The organism is Streptomyces sp. GL_140, assembly GCF_057834465.1.
In genome coordinates this window covers 3,028,627-3,049,165 of sequence record NZ_CM174404.1, presented here as the reverse complement: position 1 = coordinate 3,049,165, position 20,539 = coordinate 3,028,627, and the positions used below count along the sequence as shown (strand labels likewise).

At 71.5% G+C, this 20,539-nt stretch carries 14 protein-coding genes and 1 pseudogene; 9 read left to right on the top strand and 6 right to left on the bottom strand.

The window, feature by feature from the left end; translation table 11 throughout:
* Nucleotides 1-2: 2 nt before the first annotated feature.
* Complete coding sequence (locus AC3IYJ_RS14185; protein ID WP_489401656.1) at nucleotides 3-1,670, top strand: thiamine pyrophosphate-binding protein; 1,668 nt, start codon at nucleotides 3-5, stop codon at nucleotides 1,668-1,670.
* Here AC3IYJ_RS14185 and AC3IYJ_RS14180 read toward each other — a convergent pair.
* Nucleotides 1,642-2,067 carry an ATP-binding protein gene (locus AC3IYJ_RS14180; protein WP_489401655.1) on the bottom strand — a complete coding sequence of 142 codons (426 nt, stop codon included), beginning with the start codon at nucleotides 2,065-2,067 and terminating at the stop codon, nucleotides 1,642-1,644. The genes AC3IYJ_RS14185 and AC3IYJ_RS14180 overlap by 29 nt on opposite strands.
* 165 nt (nucleotides 2,068-2,232) lie before the next feature.
* Here AC3IYJ_RS14180 and AC3IYJ_RS14175 point away from each other — a divergent pair, with 165 nt between their 5' ends.
* The gene (locus AC3IYJ_RS14175; protein ID WP_489401654.1) at nucleotides 2,233-2,994 is read left to right on the top strand and encodes a GntR family transcriptional regulator; all 762 of its coding nucleotides are present in this window, start codon (nucleotides 2,233-2,235) and stop codon (nucleotides 2,992-2,994) included.
* Nucleotides 2,995-3,042: 48 nt separating this feature from the next.
* A complete protein-coding gene (locus AC3IYJ_RS14170) occupies nucleotides 3,043-6,909 on the top strand; it encodes an ABC transporter ATP-binding protein (RefSeq protein WP_489401653.1) in 3,867 nt (1,288 codons plus the stop codon).
* Between the two features lie 34 nt (nucleotides 6,910-6,943).
* Here the strand turns inward: AC3IYJ_RS14170 and AC3IYJ_RS14165 are convergent, their stop codons facing one another.
* Nucleotides 6,944-7,498: an EF-hand domain-containing protein gene (locus AC3IYJ_RS14165; RefSeq protein WP_489401652.1), complete on the bottom strand. Its 555-nt coding sequence runs from the start codon at nucleotides 7,496-7,498 to the stop codon at nucleotides 6,944-6,946.
* 99 nt (nucleotides 7,499-7,597) lie between these two features.
* On the opposite strand from AC3IYJ_RS14165, the gene AC3IYJ_RS14160 reads away from it, so the two are divergent.
* The 3 genes from AC3IYJ_RS14160 (at nucleotide 7,598) to AC3IYJ_RS14150 (ending at nucleotide 11,236) form a co-directional block, all read left to right on the top strand.
* Nucleotides 7,598-9,202 (top strand): aldehyde dehydrogenase family protein, encoded by a 1,605-nt coding sequence (locus AC3IYJ_RS14160; protein ID WP_489401651.1) that lies wholly within the window; start codon nucleotides 7,598-7,600, stop codon nucleotides 9,200-9,202.
* A 73-nt stretch (nucleotides 9,203-9,275) separates the two neighbouring features.
* Nucleotides 9,276-9,689 (top strand): hypothetical protein, encoded by a 414-nt coding sequence (locus AC3IYJ_RS14155; protein ID WP_489401650.1) that lies wholly within the window; start codon nucleotides 9,276-9,278, stop codon nucleotides 9,687-9,689.
* An 83-nt stretch (nucleotides 9,690-9,772) separates the two neighbouring features.
* Nucleotides 9,773-11,236 (top strand): S28 family serine protease, encoded by a 1,464-nt coding sequence (locus tag AC3IYJ_RS14150; RefSeq protein WP_489401649.1) that lies wholly within the window; start codon nucleotides 9,773-9,775, stop codon nucleotides 11,234-11,236.
* A 48-nt stretch (nucleotides 11,237-11,284) separates the two neighbouring features.
* On the opposite strand, the gene AC3IYJ_RS14145 is transcribed toward AC3IYJ_RS14150, so the two are convergent.
* Nucleotides 11,285-13,174 carry a glycoside hydrolase family 3 protein gene (locus AC3IYJ_RS14145; protein WP_489401648.1) on the bottom strand — a complete coding sequence of 630 codons (1,890 nt, stop codon included), beginning with the start codon at nucleotides 13,172-13,174 and terminating at the stop codon, nucleotides 11,285-11,287.
* A 10-nt stretch (nucleotides 13,175-13,184) separates the two neighbouring features.
* Nucleotides 13,185-14,147: a LysR family transcriptional regulator gene (locus tag AC3IYJ_RS14140; RefSeq protein WP_489401647.1), complete on the bottom strand. Its 963-nt coding sequence runs from the start codon at nucleotides 14,145-14,147 to the stop codon at nucleotides 13,185-13,187.
* A gap of 82 nt (nucleotides 14,148-14,229) precedes the next feature.
* On the opposite strand from AC3IYJ_RS14140, the gene AC3IYJ_RS14135 reads away from it, so the two are divergent.
* On the top strand, nucleotides 14,230-15,222 hold the full coding sequence (locus AC3IYJ_RS14135) for an EamA family transporter (RefSeq protein WP_489401646.1): 993 nt from the start codon (nucleotides 14,230-14,232) through the stop codon (nucleotides 15,220-15,222).
* Here the strand turns inward: AC3IYJ_RS14135 and AC3IYJ_RS14130 are convergent.
* Together AC3IYJ_RS14130 and AC3IYJ_RS14125 are read right to left on the bottom strand one after the other, a co-directional pair.
* A pseudogene (locus AC3IYJ_RS14130) lies at nucleotides 15,179-15,670 on the bottom strand (GNAT family N-acetyltransferase); the annotation flags it as partial. The gene AC3IYJ_RS14135 and the pseudogene AC3IYJ_RS14130 overlap by 44 nt on opposite strands.
* Nucleotides 15,671-15,869: 199 nt before the next feature.
* Nucleotides 15,870-16,457, bottom strand: coding sequence for a DUF937 domain-containing protein (locus AC3IYJ_RS14125; protein WP_489401645.1), 588 nt, complete (start codon nucleotides 16,455-16,457; stop codon nucleotides 15,870-15,872).
* Nucleotides 16,458-16,755: 298 nt separating this feature from the next.
* On the opposite strand from AC3IYJ_RS14125, the gene recD2 reads away from it, so the two are divergent.
* Both recD2 and AC3IYJ_RS14115 read left to right on the top strand, forming a co-directional pair.
* The gene (recD2, locus tag AC3IYJ_RS14120) at nucleotides 16,756-18,999 is read left to right on the top strand and encodes an SF1B family DNA helicase RecD2 (protein ID WP_489401644.1); all 2,244 of its coding nucleotides are present in this window, start codon (nucleotides 16,756-16,758) and stop codon (nucleotides 18,997-18,999) included.
* Between the two features lie 182 nt (nucleotides 19,000-19,181).
* Nucleotides 19,182-20,471 (top strand): citrate synthase, encoded by a 1,290-nt coding sequence (locus tag AC3IYJ_RS14115; RefSeq protein WP_384658342.1) that lies wholly within the window; start codon nucleotides 19,182-19,184, stop codon nucleotides 20,469-20,471.
* Nucleotides 20,472-20,539: the final 68 nt, after the last annotated feature.

The following is a 20,539-nucleotide window of genomic DNA, read 5'->3' as shown; positions in this document are numbered from 1 at the left end:
ACGTGACGCACGACCACGACCTGGTACTCCGTCCCACCGAAGCCCAGAAGGCGGCAGCGCTCGCGCCGCCGCCGGGGCGCACGGGCGGGGACCTGGTCGTGGAGACGCTGCGTTCGCTCGGCGCCACCACCGTCTTCGGACTGCCGGGGCAGCACGCCCTGGCCCTCTTCGACGCCGTCGGCCGCTCCGACCTCTCCCTCGTCGGACTCCGTACGGAGAACAACGCGGCCTTCGCGGCCGACGCGTACGGCCGGATGACGGGCGAGGCGGTTCCCCTCCTCCTGTCCACCGGCCCGGGCGCGCTGATGGCCCTGCCCGCCCTCGCCGAGGCGGCAGCGGCCTCCGCCCCCGTCCTGGCGATCTCCTCCCAGGTCCCGACCCCGGGCCTGGGCGGCGGCCGGCGCGGCCACCTGCACGAGCTGCGGGACCAGGCGGCCTCCTTCCGCGACGTGGTCAAGTCCGTCCACAAGGCCCGGACCCCCTCCCAGATCCCCTCAGTGATCGCGGAGGCCTGGGAATCGGCCCTGACGGCGCCGCACGGCCCGGTGTGGGTGGAGATCCCGGAAGACGTCCTGCGCGCGGAAACCGTCGTCCCCCAGGTCACGGGCGTGGACGCGACCCCGCACGAGCTGGCCCCCCGCCCGGAGCTGACGGCGCTGGCCGCGCACTGGCTGGAGAACGCGGAGCGCCCGGTGATCATCGCGGGCGGCGGAGTCATCCGTTCGGACGCGGCGGGCAAGCTCAAGCAACTGGCGGAACGCCTGAGCGCGCCGGTCGTCACCACCTTCGGCGGCAAGGGCGCCTTCCCCTGCAACCACCCGCTCTCCCTCCAGTCCTGGATGGAGGACCGCCACACGACGGACTTCCTGGAGGACGCGGACGTCCTGCTGGTGGTCGGCTCGGGCCTGGGCGAACTCAGCTCCAACTACCACACGTTCTTCCCGGAGGGCCGGGTCGTCCAGATCGAGGCGGACCTGGGCAAGCTGGAGTCGAACCACCCCGCCCTGGGCATCCACGCGGACGCCCGCCTGGCCCTCCAGGCGCTCCTGGAGACGGTCGCCGAGCGCGAGGACCCGACCGCCCCGGACCGGGTCCGCGCACTCCTGTCCGCCGTCTCGTCCCGCCTGGCGACCCAGGACGTGACCCTGGAGCAGCAGCTCCTGGCCTCGATCCGCGCAGCCCTCCCCGCGCGCTCCCCGTCCTTCTGGGACATGACGATCCTGTCCTACTGGGCCTGGTCGGCCTTCGACCCGAAGCACCCCAACACCATGCACTCGGCCCAGGGCGCGGGCGGCCTCGGCTACGCCTTCCCGGCGGCCCTCGGCGCCTGCCTCGCCGAACCGGGCACCCCGGTCCTGGCCGTCTCGGGCGACGGAGGCGCGATGTACTCGATCGCGGACCTGGCCACCGCCCGCCAACACGACCTGGACGTCACCTGGCTGATCGTGGACGACGGCGGCTACGGCATCCTGCGCGAGTACGGCTGCGAGACGGGCACGACCCTGACCCGCCCCGACTTCGTGACCCTGGCATCCGCCTTCGGCATCCCGGCGACCACCACCACCCCGGACTCCCTCCGCGAGGACCTGGCGAAGTCCCTCGCCCAACCGGGCCCCTCGGTCCTGGTCCTCCCGGCCACCCTCAAGATGTTCGCCCCGACGCACCTCTGACCTCGGCCCACACGGCCTTCCCGATCCCGTGCCGCCGGGGGCACTGCCCCCAGCGCACGGCGAGCGCGGCGACGATGGCGAGCCCGCGGCCCCGCTCGTCCCACGCGGCGGCGGCCCGCGGGGTCAGCTCGACGGGGTCTCCCGCGTCGGCGACCTCCACGCGCAGCATCCCGTCGTAGCAGGCGAGCCGGACTCCGATGTCCCGGCCCTGCGGGGCCCGGGCGTGCCGTACGGCGTTCGTGACCAGCTCGGAGAGCAGCAGCTCCGCCGTTTCGGCCGCCTCCGTGTCTACGCCCCACTCGGTGAGTTGCTTGCGCAGCTCTGCGCGTGCCCTTCGCGGAGCGTGATGGCTGCGGGGCAGCAGCCAGAAGATCTCATCGGCGTGCACCAACGTCATGGAGTCACCTCTCTAGAGATAATTCCTCCAGTGAAGCGACCCGGTGGTTGGGCGGGTCAAGGGATTCTCTAGAGATGTCGGCGGATGTCGTGCGGTGGCGTGCGTGCCGCCTCTTTGGCGCGATGCGGTGCCTAGGATGACTAGAGATGATCAGGGAGGACCCGCATGCCGAGTGATGGCGCCGTACGGCAGCCCAAGTACCAGCGCATCGCTGCCGCACTGAAGGACGCCATCGAGTCCGGCGAGTACGGCCCCGGGGACCGGCTGCCCGGCGAGAACGACCTGATGAGCACGTACGGGGTCGCCCGGATGACCGCGCGGCAGGCGCTCGGGGTGCTCCAGGCCGAGGGGCTGACCGAAGCGCGCAAGGGCGCCGGGGTCTTCGTCCGGGAGTTCCGACGGATCCGGCGCCGGGGGATCCAGCGGCTGGCCGAAGGGGTCTGGGGCGAGGGGCGGTCCATCTGGGCCGCCGACACCGAGGACCGGGAACCCGTCGTCGAACTGCTCTCCGTCACGGAGGAGACCGCGCCCGACGCCGTCGCCGCCGTACTCGGGCTCCCGGGCGGCTCAACGGCCTGCGTCCGCCGCCGCAGGTTCCTGCTCGACGGCACGCCCGTCATGCACGCGACCTCGTACCTCGACGCCGCCCTCGTCGCGGGCACGCCGATCACCGAGCCGGACACCGGCCCAGGCGGCATCTACGCCCGACTGGCCGAGCTCGGCCACAAGCCCGCGCGCTTCCGCGAGGAGGTCCGCTCGCGGATGCCCAATACGGAGGAGGCCGCGAGCCTCGGGCTGGCCGCCGGGACCCCCGTCGTCCTGGTCGTCCGTACGGCCTTCGCCGCCGACGGTCGGGTCGTCGAGGTCAACGAGATGGTCCTCGACGCCTCCGCGTACGTCCTGGAGTACGAGTTCGACGCCCCGTAGCTCCCGCGCGCGGGATCCGCGCAACCCAGTTCGAATTGTTGCGGCGGGATGAAATCCGCCGGTCGGAGCGTTGGCGCTTCCGGCAGGACAGGACGAACGGGGAGGCAGTACGTGGCTACGGCGGCGGGAACGGCGGCTGGGGACAAACAGGGGTGGGGGAGGCGGCTCGCCGCCTACACCTGGCGCTACAAGGTCAATGTGCTGCTCGCGCTCGGCTCCTCGCTCGGCGGCATGGCCGTCATGGCGCTCGTCCCGCTGGTCACCAAGGTGATCCTCGACGACGTCATCGGGGACAAGAGCAAGCCGATGGGCCCCTGGGCCGGGATGCTCATAGGCGCGGCGGTTCTCGTCTACGTGCTCACCTACATCCGTAGGTACTACGGCGGCCGCCTCGCCCTCGACGTGCAGCACGACCTGCGCACCGACATGTACGACTCCATAGCCCGCCTCGACGGGCGCAGGCAGGACGAACTCTCCACCGGCCAGGTCATCGGCCGGGCGACGAGCGACCTCCAGCTGATCCAGGGCCTGCTCTTCATGCTGCCCATGACCATCGGGAACTTCCTCCTCTTCGGAATATCCCTCGGGATCATGCTGTGGCTCTCGCCGCTGCTGACCCTCGTCGCGCTGCTCATGGCCCCCGCGCTCTGGTTCATCGCCAAGCGCAGCCGCAAGAAGCTCTTCCCCGCCACCTGGTACGCCCAGAGCCAGGCCGCCGCCGTCGCCACCGTGGTCGACGGGGCCGTCACCGGCGTCCGCGTCGTCAAGGGCTTCGGCCAGGAGGAGCAGGAGACCGGCAAGCTCCGCGACGCCGGCCGCCGGCTGTTCGCCGGGCGGATGCGCTCCATCCGGCTGAACTCCCGCTACACCCCCGCGCTGCAGGCCGTACCCGCCCTCGGCCAGGTCGCGATGCTGGCCCTCGGCGGCTGGATGGCCACCCGGGGGCAGGTGACGCTGGGGACCTTCGTCGCCTTCTCCACCTACCTCGCCCAGCTCGTCGGGCCGGTCCGGATGCTCGCCATGATCCTCACCGTCGCCCAGCAGGCCCGCGCCGGCGCGGAGCGCGTGTTCGAACTGATCGACACCGAGCCCGTCATCGAGGAGGGCACCCACACCCTGCCCGGCGACGCGCCCGCCACCGTCTCCTTCGAGGACGTGCGGTTCGGGTACGACCCCGAGCGGCCGGTCCTGGACGGGTTCTCGCTCGCCATCGCGGAAGGCGAGACCGTCGCCCTCGTCGGATCCTCCGGCAGCGGGAAGTCCACGGTCTCGCTGCTCCTGCCCCGCTTCTACGACGCCGACCACGGCACCGTCCGCATCGGCGGGCACGACGTGCGCGAGCTGACCTACGACTCGCTGCGCTCCGCGATCGGGCTGGTGCCCGAGGACTCGTTCCTCTTCTCCGACACCATCCGCTCCAACATCGCCTACGGGCACCCCGGCGCGACCGACGAGCAGATCGGGGCGGCCGCCCGCGCCGCCCAGGCCGAAGGGTTCATCCAGGCCCTCCCCGCCGGGTACGACACCAAGGTCGGCGAGCAGGGCCTGACCCTCTCCGGCGGCCAGCGCCAGCGCCTCGCGCTGGCCCGAGCCATCCTCACCGACCCCCGGCTGCTGCTCCTCGACGACGCCACCTCCGCCGTCGACGCCCGCGTCGAGCACGAGATCCACGAGGCGCTGCGGGCCGTCATGGCCGGCCGCACCACCCTCCTCATCGCCCACCGCCGCTCCACGCTCGCGCTCGCCGACCGGATCGCCGTACTGGACCACGGACGGCTCTCCGACATCGGTACGCACGAGGAGCTTGAGCGCCGCTCCGTCCTGTACCGGCGGCTGCTGACCGACCCGGACGCGCTGGGCGCCGGTTCGCCGCGCACCCCCGAGGCCCCTGCCATGGGCGAATTCGAGCGCGAGCTAGACCGCGACATCGAACGGGACATCGAGCTCGAAGCGGAGATCGACTCCGAGCCCGTCAACGCCAAGCGCCGGGTGTCCGGCGGGATCACCCCCGGGCTCTGGCAGCGACAGGAGGAGGCGGACGAGAAGACCACCGCCCCGGCGGGCATGCCCGCCACCCCGGAGCTGCTCGCCCAGGTGGCGGCGCTGCCGCCTGCCGACGACACCCCGGACGTGGACGAGACCCGCGCCGCGTCCGCCGAGGACAGCTACAACCTGCGCCGCCTGCTGCGCGGGTTCTGGGCGCCGCTCGCCATATCCCTGGGCCTGGTGGCCGTCGACGCGGGTTCCGGACTGCTCCTGCCGATCCTGATCCGGCACGGCATCGACAAGGGCGTGGAACAGGCCGCACTGGCCGCCGTCTGGGTGGCCGCCGGGCTCGCGCTCGCCGTGGTCGTCGCCCAGTGGGCCGCGCAGTTCGCCGAGACCCGGATGACCGGCCGCACCGGCGAGCGCGTGCTGTACGCCCTGCGGGTCAAGATCTTCGCCCAGCTCCAGCGCCTCGGCCTCGACTACTACGAGCGCGAGCTGACCGGCAAGATCATGACCCGGATGACCACCGACGTGGACGCCCTGTCCAGCTTCCTGCAGACCGGGCTCGTCACCGCCGTCGTCTCCGTCTTCACCTTCTTCGGCATCCTGATCGCCCTGCTCGTCCTCGACGTCGAGCTGGCCCTGATCGTCTTCGCCACCCTCCCCGTCCTGATCCTGGCCACCGTGGTCTTCCGCCGCAGGTCCGTGGCTGCGTACGAGCTCGCCCGCGACCGGGTCGGCCTGGTCAACGCAGACCTCCAGGAGTCCGTGGCCGGGCTGCGCATCGTCCAGGCCTTCCGCCGCCAGCGCGCCGGAGCCGCCCGGTTCAAGGAGCGCAGCGACTCGTACCGCGAGGCCCGGGTCCGCGGCCAGTGGCTGATATCGGTCTACTTCCCCTTCGTCCAGCTGCTGTCCTCCGGGGCCGCGGCCGCCGTGCTGATCGTCGGCGCGGGCCGGGTGGAGGCAGGCACGCTCACCACGGGCGCGCTGGTCGCGTACCTCCTCTACATCGACCTGTTCTTCGCCCCCGTCCAGCAGCTCTCCCAGGTCTTCGACGGCTACCAGCAGGCCACCGTCTCCCTCGGCCGGATCCAGGGCCTGCTGCGCGAGCCCACCAGCACCCCCCGCGCGGCCGACCCCCGGCCCGTCCCGGCGCTGCGCGGCGAGATCGCCTTCGAGCAGGTCCACTTCGGGTACGGCACCGCCGAGGAGCGCGGCGAGAAGGAACAGGCGTTGGCCGGAATCAGCCTGCGCATACCGGCCGGCCAGACCGTCGCCTTCGTCGGCGAGACCGGGGCCGGCAAGTCCACGCTGGTCAAGATGGTGGCCCGGTTCTACGATCCGACGTCCGGCCGGGTCACCGCCGACGGCACGGACCTGCGCGAGCTGGACCTGACGGGCTACCGCCACCGGCTCGGGGTGGTCCCCCAGGAGCCGTACCTCTTCCCGGGGACCGTGCGCGACGCCATCGCCTACGGTCGGCCCGAGGCGGGCGACGCCGAGGTGGAGGCCGCCGCGCGCGCGGTCGGCGCCCACCAGATGATCGCCACCCTCGACGGCGGCTACCTGCACACCGTCACCGAACGCGGGCGCAACCTCTCGGCCGGCCAGCGCCAGCTGATCGCGCTGGCCCGCGCCGAGCTGGTGGACCCGGACGTGCTGCTGCTCGACGAGGCCACCGCCGCCCTCGACCTGGCGACCGAGGCCCTGGTCAACCAGGCCACCGACCGGCTCGCGGGCAAGCGCACCACCCTCGTGGTGGCGCACCGGCTGACCACCGCCGCGCGCGCCGACCGCGTCGTGGTGATGGACCGCGGCCGGGTGGCGGAGGACGGCACCCACGCCGAACTGCTGGCGCGCGGCGGCCGGTACGCGGAGCTGTGGCGGACCTTCGCCGGAGAGGACGAGCCGGCCGCCGCGGCCTAGGCCGTCTCGGTCCGGGGCCGGCTTGTCCGGTGGGTCAGAGCTCGCCGAAGAGCAGGTTCCCCGGGGCGTCCTCGTCGTCGCCGGTGTAGTACTCGCGCACGGCACCGAGGAGTTCGTCCACCGACAGGAACCCGTCGTGGTCCTTGTCGATCCGGGTGAAGAGCGCGTCGGTGTCCTCGCGGCCCAGCTTCGTGTCGAAGGCGAGCTGGGCCTTGTGGAACTCCTCGGGGCTGATGCGCCCGTCGCCGTCGGTGTCGACGACCAGGAGCATCGCCTGGACCATCGGCCGGAAGGACTTGTCGTACGCCTCACCACCGTCGGCGTAGAGGCGGGTCATGCCCTGCTTGTACTCCTCAGGGGTGACCTTGCCGTCCCGGTCCAGGTCCAGCTCGGTGAACAGCTCCTGCCAGAAGTCGACGAGCCCGCCCATCACCTGGGTCGCCTTGGGCGAGGTGGCCGGCTCCCCGAGGGCCGACAGCAGGCGGGAACCGAGCCCGATGATGTCGTGCTCGTCGATCACACGGTCCTCGTTGACGTCCAGGTGGGTGAAGGCTCGGTCCAGCTTGCGGTCGAGCAGGGCGTTCGTCATTTCAGTTGCCTTCCACGGCTACGGTGCGCAGTCTTGTGTGCACCTACCGTAATCTCCTTCTTGATCGTGAACTCTCGTTCTCCGGCTGGGAAGTTGTGGATGCACTCTTACGAGGTATGGGTCAACGGCGTCGCTGAACCCGGAACCCGTTGGGTCTACTGGCCCAGGGTGGGTCAACTCCTGCGCGAGCCGTTCCGGGTGCTCGGCCTCAAGGCCCGGCTGGAACGCGGCGAGGACCTGCCCTGCGACGACCACCTGCTGGCCGGCCGCGTCGCCATGTCCACCCCGGAGCAGGGTCTGCGCGCCCTGGCCGCCGCCCGCGCCGCCCAGCCGGCATGGGCGAGGGTTCCGCTCACCGACCGGCTGGAGCTGCTGCACGGCGTCCACCGGGCCGTCGTCGAGCGGCGTGAGGAACTGACCGGGCTGCTGGTCGCCGAGGGGCACCCCGTACGGCTGGCCGCCTGGGAACTGGCCTCCGTGGCCGCCTCCTTCCACCCGGACTCCGTGGCCGACTTCGCCGAGCGGCTGCGGGAGCCCGAGCGGACCGCGGCGGGCCGGCGGATCCGCATGGTGCGCAAGCCGGACGGGGTGGTGTGCCTGAGCCCGCCGCGCAACGCCCCGACCTCCAACTCCTTCTACGGGGTGACGGCGCTCGCCGCGGGCAACGCCCTGGTCGTCAACGCGCCGCCGACCGCCCCGCTGGGCGTGAGCTTCGTCTACCGGGAGATCGTGGCCCCGCTCCTGGAGCGGCTCGGCGCCCCGCCCGGCACTCTCAACGTGGTCTCGACCCATGCCCGCGCCGTCCTGCGTCAGTGGCTGGACAGCCCCGACTGCGACGACCTCGTCTTCTTCGGCGGCTCCGAGCAGGGCCTGAAGCTGGAGCGGGAGTGCGTGGTCGCGGGGAAGAAGCCCGTACTCGAACTGTCGGGCAATGACGGGGTGCTGGTGTGGCGCGACGCGGAGGTCGATCTGGCCGCGCGGGCCCTGTGCGAGCGGTATTACGGCTCCGGGCAGATCTGCATGACCCCGAAGTTCGCCATCGTCCACCCGGAGGTGGCGGACCGGCTGCTGAAGGAGCTGGCGGAGCGGGTGCGGGGGATCCGGCCCGGGCCGCCGGAGGATCCGGACACGGTGCTGAGCCCGGTGGTCAAGCGGGCGGAGTTCACCGAGTTCCTCGACGAGGTGCTCGCGGCCGGCGGGGAACTGCTGTGCGGCGGAGAGTTCGTGGACGTGGACGACGTACCGGCGCCGGCCGGGCCGTTCATCCGCCCGGCGGCCGTCCGGGTGGACGGGCTGGCCACGGCCGCGCGACTGCGCGCCTTCCGGGAGGAGACCTTCTTCCCGCTGCTGTGCGTGGTCGTGCCCGAGGCGCGGGCCGGCCTCGACGAGGCCATCGGCTTCCTCAACGGCAACCGCTACGGCCTGCGCAATTCGCTGTGGACGCAGGACGAAAGGGTCGTCGAGCGGTTCTGTGAGGAGGTGGTCAACGGCGGCATGCTGAAGGTCAACGATTCGCACGTCGGCTGTCTGCCGGTGCTTCCGTACAACGGCGGCACGGGAGCCACGGGCGGGATCTTCGGCGAGGCCAACCAGCCCGCCGTGCGCACCACCCACCTCCAGTCGATCGCCGTGGCCACCCTGGTCCGGCCCCGGGAGTCGGTCTTCGACCACGAGCTGGGGTGCGCGGCGGTTCCGACGGGCTGAGTTCTCTTGTCGACGGCAACCATTCCGGGGCATCGGGCGTCGTACGTGCGTACGCACGTTGTACGTACGACCGATGGGGGACAGGGTGTTGAAGGCGCGGAGCGGGCGCGGCCGGTGGGCCACCTGCCTGGGGGTGTTCACGGTCACGCTGTGGCTCGGGGCGGGCGGGCTGCTGGCGGCGCAGCCGGCCCGGGCGGCGACCGGCGGATGCGCGGGGGACCTGGTGCGGACCCTGTCGTTCTCGACCGGCGAGGTCCGCGTGTACAAGACCCGCGACCGCGCCTGCGCCGTGGCGGTCGCGCGTAAGCCCGGAACGCGCCGCCCGATGTCGGTGAGCATCCAGCCGCGCGGGGGAGCCCCGGTCCGTGACGCTGGGCAATTCACCCGATATGCCGGACCTGTCACGGCCCACGCGATTGAGCGCTGCGTGTATGTAAAGGGGAGCGTGGGGGCCGGATCCGTCGATTCCGGCTGGATACTGTGCTGATGTAGGGCCCAACTAGGTCTGTTCAGCTGTGCGTTGACCCCGCTAGGTTCACGGCGACCGAAGTGAACTCAAGGGGAGGGTGAATGCGCAAGACGCTCGGATGGCTGCTGTCGCTCGTGGTGTTGATCGGCACCATGGGAGCAGCCGGCTTCACGGCACAAGCGGCCACCGCCGCAGGGCCGGCCGCCGCCAAGGACGCCACCGCCACCGCCGCCGCGACCGCGGACATCAAGGACCAGATCCTCTCCATCCCGGGGATGAGTCTGATCGAGGAGAAGCCGTATCCCGGATACCGCTTCTTCGTATTGAACTACGAGCAGCCGGTCGACCACCGCGCGCCGTGGAAGGGCACCTTCAAGCAGCGACTGACCCTGCTGCACAAGGACGTCTCCCGGCCCACGGTGTTCTTCACCTCCGGCTACAACGTCAACACCAACCCGCGCCGCAGTGAGCCCACGACCATCGTCGACGGCAACCAGGTGTCGCTGGAGTACCGTTTCTTCACCCCCTCCCGGCCCGACCCGGCCAACTGGGCCAACCTGGACATCTGGCAGGCCGCCAGCGACCAGCACCGGATCTTCACCGCGCTGAAGAAGATCTACAAGAAGAACTGGCTGGCCACGGGCGGCAGCAAGGGCGGCATGACGGCCACCTACTTCGAGCGCTTCTACCCCCGTGACATGGACGGGGTCGTCGCGTACGTCGCGCCCAACGACGTGGTCAACAAGGAGGACTCGGCCTACGACCGGTTCTTCACCAAGGTCGGCACCAAGGAGTGCCGCGACAAGCTGAACGCGGTGCAGCGCGAGGCGCTCGTACGCCGCGACCCGCTGGAGGTCAAGTACGCGGCCGCCGCCGCCGAGAACGGCTGGACCTTCACCACCGTCGGCAACCTCGACAGGGCCTACGAGGCCGTCGTGCTCGACTACGTGTGGGCCTTCTGGCAGTACAGCCTGCTCTCCGACTGCGCCGGCATCCCGGCCGCCGCGACCGCGAGCGACCAGGAGATCTGGGACACCATCGACACGATCTCCGGCTTCTCGGCCTACGTCGACCAGGGACTCGAGACGTACACCCCGTACTACTACCAGGCGGGCACGCAGCTCGGTTCGCCCGACATCAAGCAGCCCCACCTCGGCAACCTGAGCCGCTACGGCTACCAGCCGCCGCGCAACTTCGTCCCCCGCGACATCCCGATGACCTTCCAGCCGGGAGCCATGAAGGACGTCGACACCTGGGTCAAGAACAACGCGAACCAGATGCTCTTCGTCTACGGGCAGAACGACCCGTGGGGTGCCGAACCGTTCCACCTCGGCTACGGGGTCCGCGACAGCTACGTGATGATCGCGCCGGGCGCCAACCACGGGGCCAACGTCGCCAAGCTCCAGGACGGCGAGAAGGCTCTGGCCACCGCGAAGATCCTGCAGTGGGCCGGAGTGGCCCCGGCCGCCGAGCTCGCCGATTCGGCGAAGGCGGCGCCGCTGGCCAAGCCGGACGCGCAGCTCGACCAGCGCGACGTGGAGCGCGAGCCGATGCTGCGGCCGTAGCAGCGCCACCACCGGGCCACGGGCCGGCCGGGGCACCAGGGGCATCCCCTAGGTCTCGTACGCCAGCCCGTGGCCCAGCGGGTAGCGGCCCGGCACCGGGACCGGCAGGCGCCCGGTGGGCCGTACCGCCCCGGTGATCACCCGGGCCGCCGCCCGCAGCTCCACGTCCGTCCAGGTGTACGTCGCCAGCTCGGCCGCGCACTTGGGCAGCCGGGCCGGGTCGTACGGGTTCCGCAGCGCGAGCAGGACCACCGGCACCCCGGTGGCCAGCAGTTCCCCGACCAGCTCGCGCTGCGGGCTCCCGCCCTCCGGGACGTTGTACGTGCACACGAGCACGGCGGCGTTCCCGGGCGCGGCCGCCACCGCGCGGGCGGGGGCCACGGCCGTCGCCCGGCAGCCCAGCGCCGACAGCTCCCGGGCCAGTACCGAAGTGGGCGGACCCGTAGTACCCGTGGGGGAGACGGGGTCGGTCCCGGTGACCAGCAGCAGCGGCCGGGCCGTCGCGTCCAGCGGGAGCAGCTTCACCGGATTGGCCAGCAGCGTCGTCGTGAGGGCCGCGATCTCGTCGGCGGCGGCCAGGTGCGCCGGGATCCCGACCGTGGAGTCCACCGCCGCGGCCACCGCATCCGCCGCGGCCGCCACCCGCACCGTGTCGAACAGGCCCCGGCGGGCCTTCAGTTCCAGGATCCGCAGGACGGACTCCTCGATCCGGGCCCGCGTCAGCTCGCCCGATTCCAGGGCCGCCAGCACGCTTCGGTGCGCGAGCCCCAGGTCCGGCGGGTTCAGCAGCTGGTCGCAGCCCGCCTTCAGGGCCAGTACCGGGACCCGGTCGTCCCCGTACTTCTGACGGACCCCGGCCATGTCCAGGGCGTCGGTGACCACCACCCCCTGGAACCCCAGGCGTTCGCGCAGGATGCCGGTGACGATGGGCCGCGACAGGGTCGCCGGATCCCCCGAGGGGTCGAGCGCGGGGAAGACGATGTGCGCGGTCATGACCGCGTCCACACCCGCCGCCACGGCCGCCCGGAACGGAGGCTCGTCCAGCTCCTCCCACCGCTCGCGGGTGTGGGTCATCAGCGGCAGCCCCACATGGCTGTCGGTTCCGGTGTCCCCGTGCCCCGGGAAGTGCTTCACGGTGGCGGCCACCCCGGCGCCCTGGTACCCGCGGACCTGGGCGGAGACCAGGGCCGCCACGGCGTGCGGATCGGAGCCGAAGGACCGTACGCCGATCACCGGGTTGGCGGGGTCGACGTTCACGTCGGCCACCGGCGCGTAGTTGTGCCGGATGCCCATCGCGGCCAGCTCGGCGCCGGCGATGCGCGCGGCCCGGCGGGCATCGGCGGTGGACCCGCCCCCGCCCAGTGCCAGGGCGCCCAGCGCCATCGCCCCCGGGAGCAGGGTCGCGGGCTTGCCGATCCGCGCGACGGCGCCGTGCTCCTGGTCGATGGACAGCAGCAGCGGGACGCCCGAGCCGCCCCCGTTCCCCGGGGCCGTGGCCGCCCGCTGGAGAGCGGCCGACAGCTGGGCGATCTGGTGCGGGGTACGGGTGTTGTGCGCCCAGCCGAAGTAGATGATCCCGCCGAGGTGGTAGCGGGAGACCAGCTCGGCGGCGGTGCGCACCCCGAACAGGGCCTGGTTCTGCCGGGCGTCCTCCGGGTCGGGATCGGTCGCCGAATGCCCGTACGCCCGCGACACGAAGAGCTGCCCGACCAGTTCGGCCGGGCTCATCCGGGCCATGGTCGCGCGCAGCGCGGCCCGGTCGGGGGTGCGCGCGGGGACGTCGTCGCCCGGCCGGTGGTCGTCGGGGACCGGTCCCCGCGGGGCCGGTCCGGCTGGTTCCCGGGAGGTGGTGACGGCGGCGGTGACGGCCCCCGCGGCGGTGACGGCGGCCACGGCGGCCGCGGTGAGCAGGGTCCGGCGGGAGGCTTGGTACGGCACGCGCCGGACGCTACTGCCGGGCCGCGCCCCCGGAGCGCCGGACACTCGCCAGGTCCCCCGGACGGGGGCCGTCCGGGACCTGCGACCAGTGCTCCTGCAAGGTCCGCACCGCCTCGGTGATCGCGGGCCGGCGGGCCGCTCCGGTCCGCCACAGGGCGTACAGCCGGCGCACCGGACCCGGCTCCAGGGCCACGGCCACCGCCCCCGGCGGCAGCGCCCCGGTTCCCAGGCGCGGTACGACCGCCACCCCGAGCCCGGCCGCGACCAGCGCGACGATGGTGTGGTTCTCCTCGGCCACGTGTGCGATGTCCGGCTCGTACCCGACCGCGCGCAGGGTCCGTACGAGCCAGTCGTGGCAGACCCGGCCGGGCGGCTGGCACACCCAGCGCAGCCCGCCCAGATCCTCCCTGCGGATGACGGCGCGGCGGGTGAAGGGATGTCCGGCGGGCACCACGAGGTCGCAGGGGTCGTCCCCGATCACCGCCTGCTCCACCCCGTCGGGGGTGGGCAGCGGGGCGATGTCCCAGTCGTGCGCCACCGCCAGATCGGTGACGCCCCGGGACACCAGGTCCACCGAGAGGTGGGGGTCCACCTCCGTCAGGCGTACCTCCAGCGCCGGATGCCGGGCGGCGAGATCGGCCAGCACCCCCGGCAGCAGCCCGCGCGCGGCCGAGGCGAAGGCGGAGACGGTCAGCAGTCCGCTCGGCTGCCCGCGCCGCTCCTCCAGGGTGGTCTCGGCGCGCTCCACGATGGCCAGCAGCTCCTGTGCGGTGTCCGCCAGGTGGTGCGCCTCCTCGGTGAGCGCCACCCCGCGCCCGCGCCGCTCCAGCAGCGTGGTCCGGGTCTCCCGCTCCAGCTTGGCGATCTGCTGGGAAACGGCGGACGGGGTGTATCCGAGGGCGGCCGCCGCGCCCGCGACCGAACCGTGGACGGAGACGGCGTGCAGGGCGCGGAGCCGGGCGAGATCGAGCATGGGGCAAGCGTAAGCGTTGCTTCATCCATCCCGGAAGAGATCGGCGCTGGTGCTAAATGGTTGCGGGGCCGATGCTCGAAGCATGCGTCCTGTACACATCGCACTCGCCGTACTTGTCGCCGCCGTCTGGGGCTTCAACTTCGTCGTCATCGAGATCGGCCTCGGCCACTTCCCGCCGCTGCTCCTGTCCGCCCTGCGCTTCCTCGTCGCCGCCGTCCCCGCCGTCTTCTTCGTCGGGCCGCCCAAGGTCGCCTGGAAGTGGGTCGTCGGGGTCGGAGTCGCCCTCGGCATCGCCAAGTTCGGCCTGCTCTTCACGGGGATGGCGCACGGGATGCCCGCCGGGCTCTCCTCCCTCGTCCTGCAGATCCAGGCTGTCTTCACCGCCGTGCTCGCCGCCGTCTTCCTGCGCGAACGCCCGGGACGGGTGCGGATCCTGGGCATGGCGGTGGCGCTCGGCGGGATCGCCGTCGCAGCCGTGGACGGGGGGACGTCCGGGCCGGTGCTCGGCTTCGTGCTCGTGGTCGCGGCCGCCGCCTGCTGGGGCGTCTCCAACGTCCTGACCCGCAGGGCCGCACCGCCCGACGCGCTGAACTTCATGGTCTGGGTGTGCGTGGTCCCGGTGCTGCCGCTGTTCGCTCTCTCGCTGGTGATCGAGGGCCCCGAGCGGGACCTGGCCGCCCTGAGCGGCCTCGACTGGTCCGGGGCCGCCGTGATCGGGTACGTCGCCTGGGTGTCCACCGTCTTCGGCTTCGGGGCCTGGGGCTACCTGCTGCGGCGCTACCCGGCCTCGGCCGTGGCGCCGTTCTCCCTGCTGGTCCCGGTGTTCGGGATGTCCTCGGCCGCGCTGGTCCTCGGGGAGGGGATCTCGGGGCTGCGCTGGGTGGCCGCGGCCCTGCTCGTCGGCGGGGTGGCGCTCACCTCGCTGGCTCCGGCGGGCGCGAAGCTCCGTAGGGCGGACCTGGAGGGGGCGGCGGATTCCGGATGGACCGCGGGGTCTGCGGGATCCCGGGGATCCACCGGATCTACGGGGTCTACGGGTGCTCCCGTAGGGGCAGCCGCCAGTCCTGCCCCGTGAGGGTGGCCCCGTAGGACCGGTGGGGGCGTTCGGCGACCAGGGTGAATCCGGCGCGCTGGTAGAGGGAACGGGCCGAGGTCAGCACGTCGTTGGTCCAGAGCACCAGCTCGCGGTAGCCGACCGAGCGGGCGAAGGCGACCACCGTGTCGACGAGCAGGGCCCCGATGCCGTGGCCCCGGCCCGACGGGTCCACCAGGAGCAGCCGCAGCCGCGCGGTTCCGGGGGCGCTCTCCTCGCGCACGCACATCACCGAGCCGACCGGGAGGCCGTCCAGCTCGGCGATCCAGACCCGTTCCAGATACGGGTCGTGGTCCAGGGCGAAGTCGGCGACGATCCGTGCCACCAGGCCTTCGAACTCGGCGTTCCAGCCGTACTCGGCGCAGTAGAGCGCGCCGTGGCGCTGGACGATCCAGCCCAGGTCTCCGGGCTCGGGCTCCCGCAGCCTCAGGCGTCCGGGGGCGATGTCACCACGAGGTTCCATGGCGCCCGAGGATAGCGCGGTGTGCGGGTCCGGGGGATGGACCCGGGGATGGTTGCCGCCCGGCTCCCGCCACGGCTCCCGCTCCGGCTCCCACCCGGTTCCCGCTCCGGCTCCCGCGTTGCGCCGTACGGGTGAACGCGGGGGCCGGGGCGGATGCGCGGGCGACCTACTTCTTGCCGCCGCCCAGGATCTGGCCCAGCAGGTCGCCGAGGCCGCCGGCCGAAGGGGCGCCCGGTGCCGCGCCCGCCGCCCCCGGCACGGCTCCGGGGGAGGGGATCGGGGATTCGGCGCCGGCCCCGGCGGCCGACGGGCTCGCACCGCCCCCGCCCTTGCCTGCGGCCGCGCGCTTGGCGAAGACGGCCAGCAGGACCGGGATCAGCATTTCGATGACGCGGGCGATGGTCGGCGCGGGGATGCCGGTCTTCTTGGAGACGGCGTTGGCCACGGGCTTGCTCGCCTTGGCGAGCACCCCGGCCATCATCCCGCCGCTGAGCAGGCCGCCCAGGCCGCCGCCGAGGGTCGCCACGCCTTCCAGTGGGGCCTCCTTCACCTCGGCGAAGGCCTGGCGGACCTCGTGGCCGTCGTCGTCATCGGTGTCGGCCTTCGCCTGGAGGTCGCCGGTCATCGCGCCCACGGTGGCCGCGACGGTGTCGCGGGCGCCGGTCGCGTCGGTGCCGAGGAGCCCGGCGATCTCGGTCAGCCGGTCTTCGCCGAGCTCGTTGATCACGTCGTCCTGGAATGAAGGTTCGCTCATGCCTGAAACGCTACTTCTGTGGCGATTTACCGGCACCTTGTATCGCGCTCGGATCACCCTTGGGTAATGACGGAGTAAAGGTGTGAATCGGCGTGCAACCACCGGCGGGGGTCGCGGGTCGTATGTTGCGTCGGCGCTTCCGGGGAGGGATCTGGGGGGATCGGGAAGTCCGACGAGGGAGGGGTAACCGTGAGGGGGTCCGGCCGGAAGGCCGGACCCCCTTTCGGTTCTCCGGGCCGTGGCGGGGAGTTGTCCACAGCCCCGGCGGGCTGTCGGTGCCAACCGGTAGTTTCGGGTCGTGACTACCAACGCGGCGGTGCAACAGGCAGTGGTCGAGGGGGTGCTCGAGCGCATCACCTACGCCAATGAGGAGAGCGGATACACAGTCGCGCGGGTGGACACCGGCCGCGGCTCCGGTGACCTGCTGACGGTCGTCGGATCCCTCCTCGGGGCCCAGCCGGGCGAATCGCTGCGCATGGAGGGCCGCTGGGGCTCGCATCCCCAGTACGGCAAGCAGTTCACCGTCGAGAACTACACGACGCTCCTGCCCGCGACCATCCAGGGCATCCGGCGCTATCTCGGATCCGGCCTGATCAAGGGCATCGGCCCGAAGATCGCCGACCGGATCGTGGAGCACTTCGGCACGGACACCCTCGACGTCATCGAGGACGAGCCCAAGAGACTGATCGAGGTGCCGGGCCTCGGCCCCAAGCGGACGAAGATGATCGGCGCGGCCTGGGAGGAACAGAAGGCCATCAAGGAAGTCATGGTCTTCCTCCAGGGAGTCGGCGTCTCCACCTCCATCGCGGTGCGCATCTACAAGAAGTACGCCGACGCCTCCATCTCCGTGGTCAGGAACCAGCCCTACCGGCTCGCCGCCGACGTCTGGGGCATCGGCTTCCTCACCGCCGACCGCATCGCCCAGGCCGTGGGGATCCCGCACGACAGCCCGGAGCGGGTCAAGGCCGGCCTCCAGTACGCCCTGTCCCAGTCCACTGACCAGGGCCACTGCTTCCTGCCCGAGGACCGGCTCATCTCCGACGGGGTCAAGCTGCTCCAGGTGGACACCGGACTGGTCATCGAGTGCCTGGCCGAGCTCGCCGCCGATCCGGAAGGGGTCGTACGGGAATCCGTGCCGGACCCGGCGGGTGGCCCGGACCTCACCGCCGTCTACCTGGTGCCCTTCCACCGGGCCGAGCTGTCCCTGGTCGGCCAGGTGCGACGGTTGCTGAACGCCGAGGAGGACCGGATGCCGGCCTTCCGGGACGTGGACTGGGAGAAGGCCCTCGGCTGGCTCGCCGGCCGGACCGGGGCCAAGCTCGCCCCCGGGCAGCGGGACGCGGTCCGCCTCGCCCTCACCCGCCGGGTCGCGGTCCTCACCGGAGGTCCCGGATGCGGCAAGTCCTTCACCGTCCGCTCGATCGTGGAGCTGGCCCGCGCGAAGAAGGCCAAGGTGGTGCTCGCCGCCCCGACCGGCCGGGCGGCCAAGCGGCTGGCCGAGCTCACCGGGGCCGAGGCCTCCACGGTGCACCGGCTGCTGGAGCTGAAACCGGGCGGGGACGCGGCGTACGACCGCGACCGGCCGCTCGACGCCGACCTCGTCGTCGTGGACGAGGCCTCGATGCTCGACCTGCTGCTGGCGAACAAACTGGTCAAGGCCGTGGCACCGGGAGCCCACCTGCTGCTGGTCGGGGACGTGGACCAGCTGCCCTCGGTCGGCGCCGGCGAGGTGCTGCGCGATCTGCTCGCCGAGGGCGGGCCGGTCCCCGCCGTCCGGCTGACCACGATCTTCCGGCAGGCCCAGCAGTCCGGGGTGGTCACCAACGCCCACCGGATCAACACCGGCCTGCCGCCGATCACCGACGGGCTGCCGGACTTCTTCCTCTTCCCCGAGGAGGACACCGAGGAGGCCGGAAGACTGGCCGTGGACGTCGCCGCCCGTCGTATTCCGGCCAGATTCGGGCTCGACCCGCGCCGCGACATCCAGGTGCTCGCACCCATGCACCGGGGCCCGGCCGGCGCCGGAAACCTCAACAGCCTGCTCCAGCAGGCCATCACCCCGGCCCGGCCGAACCTGCCCGAGAAGCGCTTCGGCGGCCGGGTCTTCCGGGTGGGCGACAAGGTCACCCAGATCCGCAACAACTACGAAAAGGGCGCCAACGGCGTCTTCAACGGCACGGTGGGCGTGGTCACCGCCCTCGACCTGGACGAACAGCGTCTGACGGTGCGCACGGACGAAGACGAGGAAGTGGACTACGAGTTCGGCGAGCTGGACGAGCTGGCACACGCGTACGCCGTCACCATCCACCGCTCCCAGGGGAGTGAATATCCGGCCGTGGTGATCCCGGTCACCACCGGGGCCTGGATGATGCTCCAGCGAAACCTGCTCTACACGGCGGTGACCAGGGCGAAGAAATTGGTCGTCCTGGTCGGGTCCCGCAAAGCCCTTGGTCAGGCGGTGCGTACCGTTTCCGCAGGCAGGAGGTACACGGCTGTAGCACCGAGACTGTCCGGACGTATACCGGTGGGAAACATCACCTAGATGATCGATCATTTGGGGTTCCACCAACCGGCGCGGAGGGGCAGGATGAGCAGCTTGGCGGCACTGAGTGCCGTCGAAACCGCCAAAGGCCGACCCCGAGTGCACTCTCCTGCGCCAAATGGGGGAAGGTAGAGGCAGTCAGGGCACCTCGAAGAAGAGGCACTACGTCGGTGAGGGATGACGTGAGCGACAACTCTGTAGTACTGCGGTACGCGGACGGTGAATACACCTACCCGGTGGTCGAGAGCACCGTCGGTGACCAGGGCTTCGACATCGCGAAGCTCAGGGCTCAGACCGGGCTGGTCACCCTGGACAGCGGCTACGGAAACACCGCCGCCTATAAGTCCGCCATTACCTACCTCGACGGTGAGCAGGGCATCCTGCGCTACCGCGGATACCCGATCGAGCAGCTCGCCGAGCGCTCGACCTTCATCGAGGTCGCTTACCTGCTGATCAACGGGGAGCTGCCGACCGTCGACCAGCTCGCGTCGTTCCGCAACGAGATCACCCAGCACACGCTGCTGCACGAGGACGTCAAGCGGTTCTACGACGGCTTCCCCCGCGACGCGCACCCGATGGCGATGCTGTCCTCCGTGGTCAGCGCGCTGTCCACGTTCTACCAGGACAGCCACAACCCGTTCGACGAGAAGCAGCGCCACCTCTCGACGATCCGGCTGCTCGCCAAGCTTCCGACGATCGCGGCCTACGCGTACAAGAAGTCGGTCGGCCACCCGGTGGTCTACCCGCGCAACGACCTCGGCTACGTCGAGAACTTCCTGCGCATGACCTTCTCCGTCCCGGCCCAGGAGTACGACCTGGACCCGGTCGTGGTCGCGGCGCTCGACAAGCTGCTGATCCTGCACGCGGACCACGAGCAGAACTGTTCGACGTCCACCGTGCGTCTGGTCGGCTCCTCGCAGGCGAACATGTTCGCCTCGATCTCCGCCGGCATCTCGGCCCTGTGGGGCCCCCTGCACGGTGGCGCCAACCAGTCCGTTCTGGAGATGCTCGAGGGCATCAAGAACGACGGCGGCGACGTCGACGCCTTCATCCGCAAGGTGAAGAACAAGGAGGACGGCGTCCGCCTGATGGGCTTCGGGCACCGCGTCTACAAGAGCTTCGACCCCCGGGCGAAGATCATCAAGGCGGCGGCGCACGACGTCCTCTCGGCGCTCGGCAAGGACGACGAGCTGCTCGACATCGCGCTCAAGCTGGAAGAGCACGCGCTGGCCGACGAGTACTTCGTCGAGCGCAACCTCTACCCGAACGTGGACTTCTACACGGGCCTGATCTACCGCGCGATGGGCTTCCCGACCGAGATGTTCACCGTGCTCTTCGCGATCGGCCGGCTGCCCGGCTGGATCGCCCAGTGGCACGAGATGATCAAGGAGCCCGGCTCCCGCATCGGCCGCCCGCGCCAGATCTACACCGGCGAGGTCCTGCGCGACTTCGTCCCGGTCGAGTCCCGCTGACCCGAGGCTCTCGCCGCAGTACCTGTAGGACCGCAGTACTCGTAGGACCGCGTTGCCTGTGAATACAG

What these genes read in the sequence shown, in the direction of transcription:
- AC3IYJ_RS14180 (WP_489401655.1), bottom strand. Translation starts at nt 2,067, where the DNA reads ATGACGTTGGTGCACGCCGATGAGATCTTCTGGCTGCTGCCCCGCAGC.
- AC3IYJ_RS14175 (WP_489401654.1), top strand. Translation starts at nt 2,233, where the DNA reads ATGCCGAGTGATGGCGCCGTACGGCAGCCCAAGTACCAGCGCATCGCT.
- AC3IYJ_RS14155 (WP_489401650.1), top strand. Translation starts at nt 9,276, where the DNA reads ATGGGGGACAGGGTGTTGAAGGCGCGGAGCGGGCGCGGCCGGTGGGCC.
- AC3IYJ_RS14150 (WP_489401649.1), top strand. Translation starts at nt 9,773, where the DNA reads ATGCGCAAGACGCTCGGATGGCTGCTGTCGCTCGTGGTGTTGATCGGC.
- AC3IYJ_RS14125 (WP_489401645.1), bottom strand. Translation starts at nt 16,457, where the DNA reads ATGAGCGAACCTTCATTCCAGGACGACGTGATCAACGAGCTCGGCGAA.
- AC3IYJ_RS14160 (WP_489401651.1), top strand. Translation starts at nt 7,598, where the DNA reads ATGCACTCTTACGAGGTATGGGTCAACGGCGTCGCTGAACCCGGAACC.
- AC3IYJ_RS14140 (WP_489401647.1), bottom strand. Translation starts at nt 14,147, where the DNA reads ATGCTCGATCTCGCCCGGCTCCGCGCCCTGCACGCCGTCTCCGTCCAC.
- AC3IYJ_RS14170 (WP_489401653.1), top strand. Translation starts at nt 3,043, where the DNA reads ATGAAATCCGCCGGTCGGAGCGTTGGCGCTTCCGGCAGGACAGGACGA.
- AC3IYJ_RS14165 (WP_489401652.1), bottom strand. Translation starts at nt 7,498, where the DNA reads ATGACGAACGCCCTGCTCGACCGCAAGCTGGACCGAGCCTTCACCCAC.
- AC3IYJ_RS14135 (WP_489401646.1), top strand. Translation starts at nt 14,230, where the DNA reads ATGCGTCCTGTACACATCGCACTCGCCGTACTTGTCGCCGCCGTCTGG.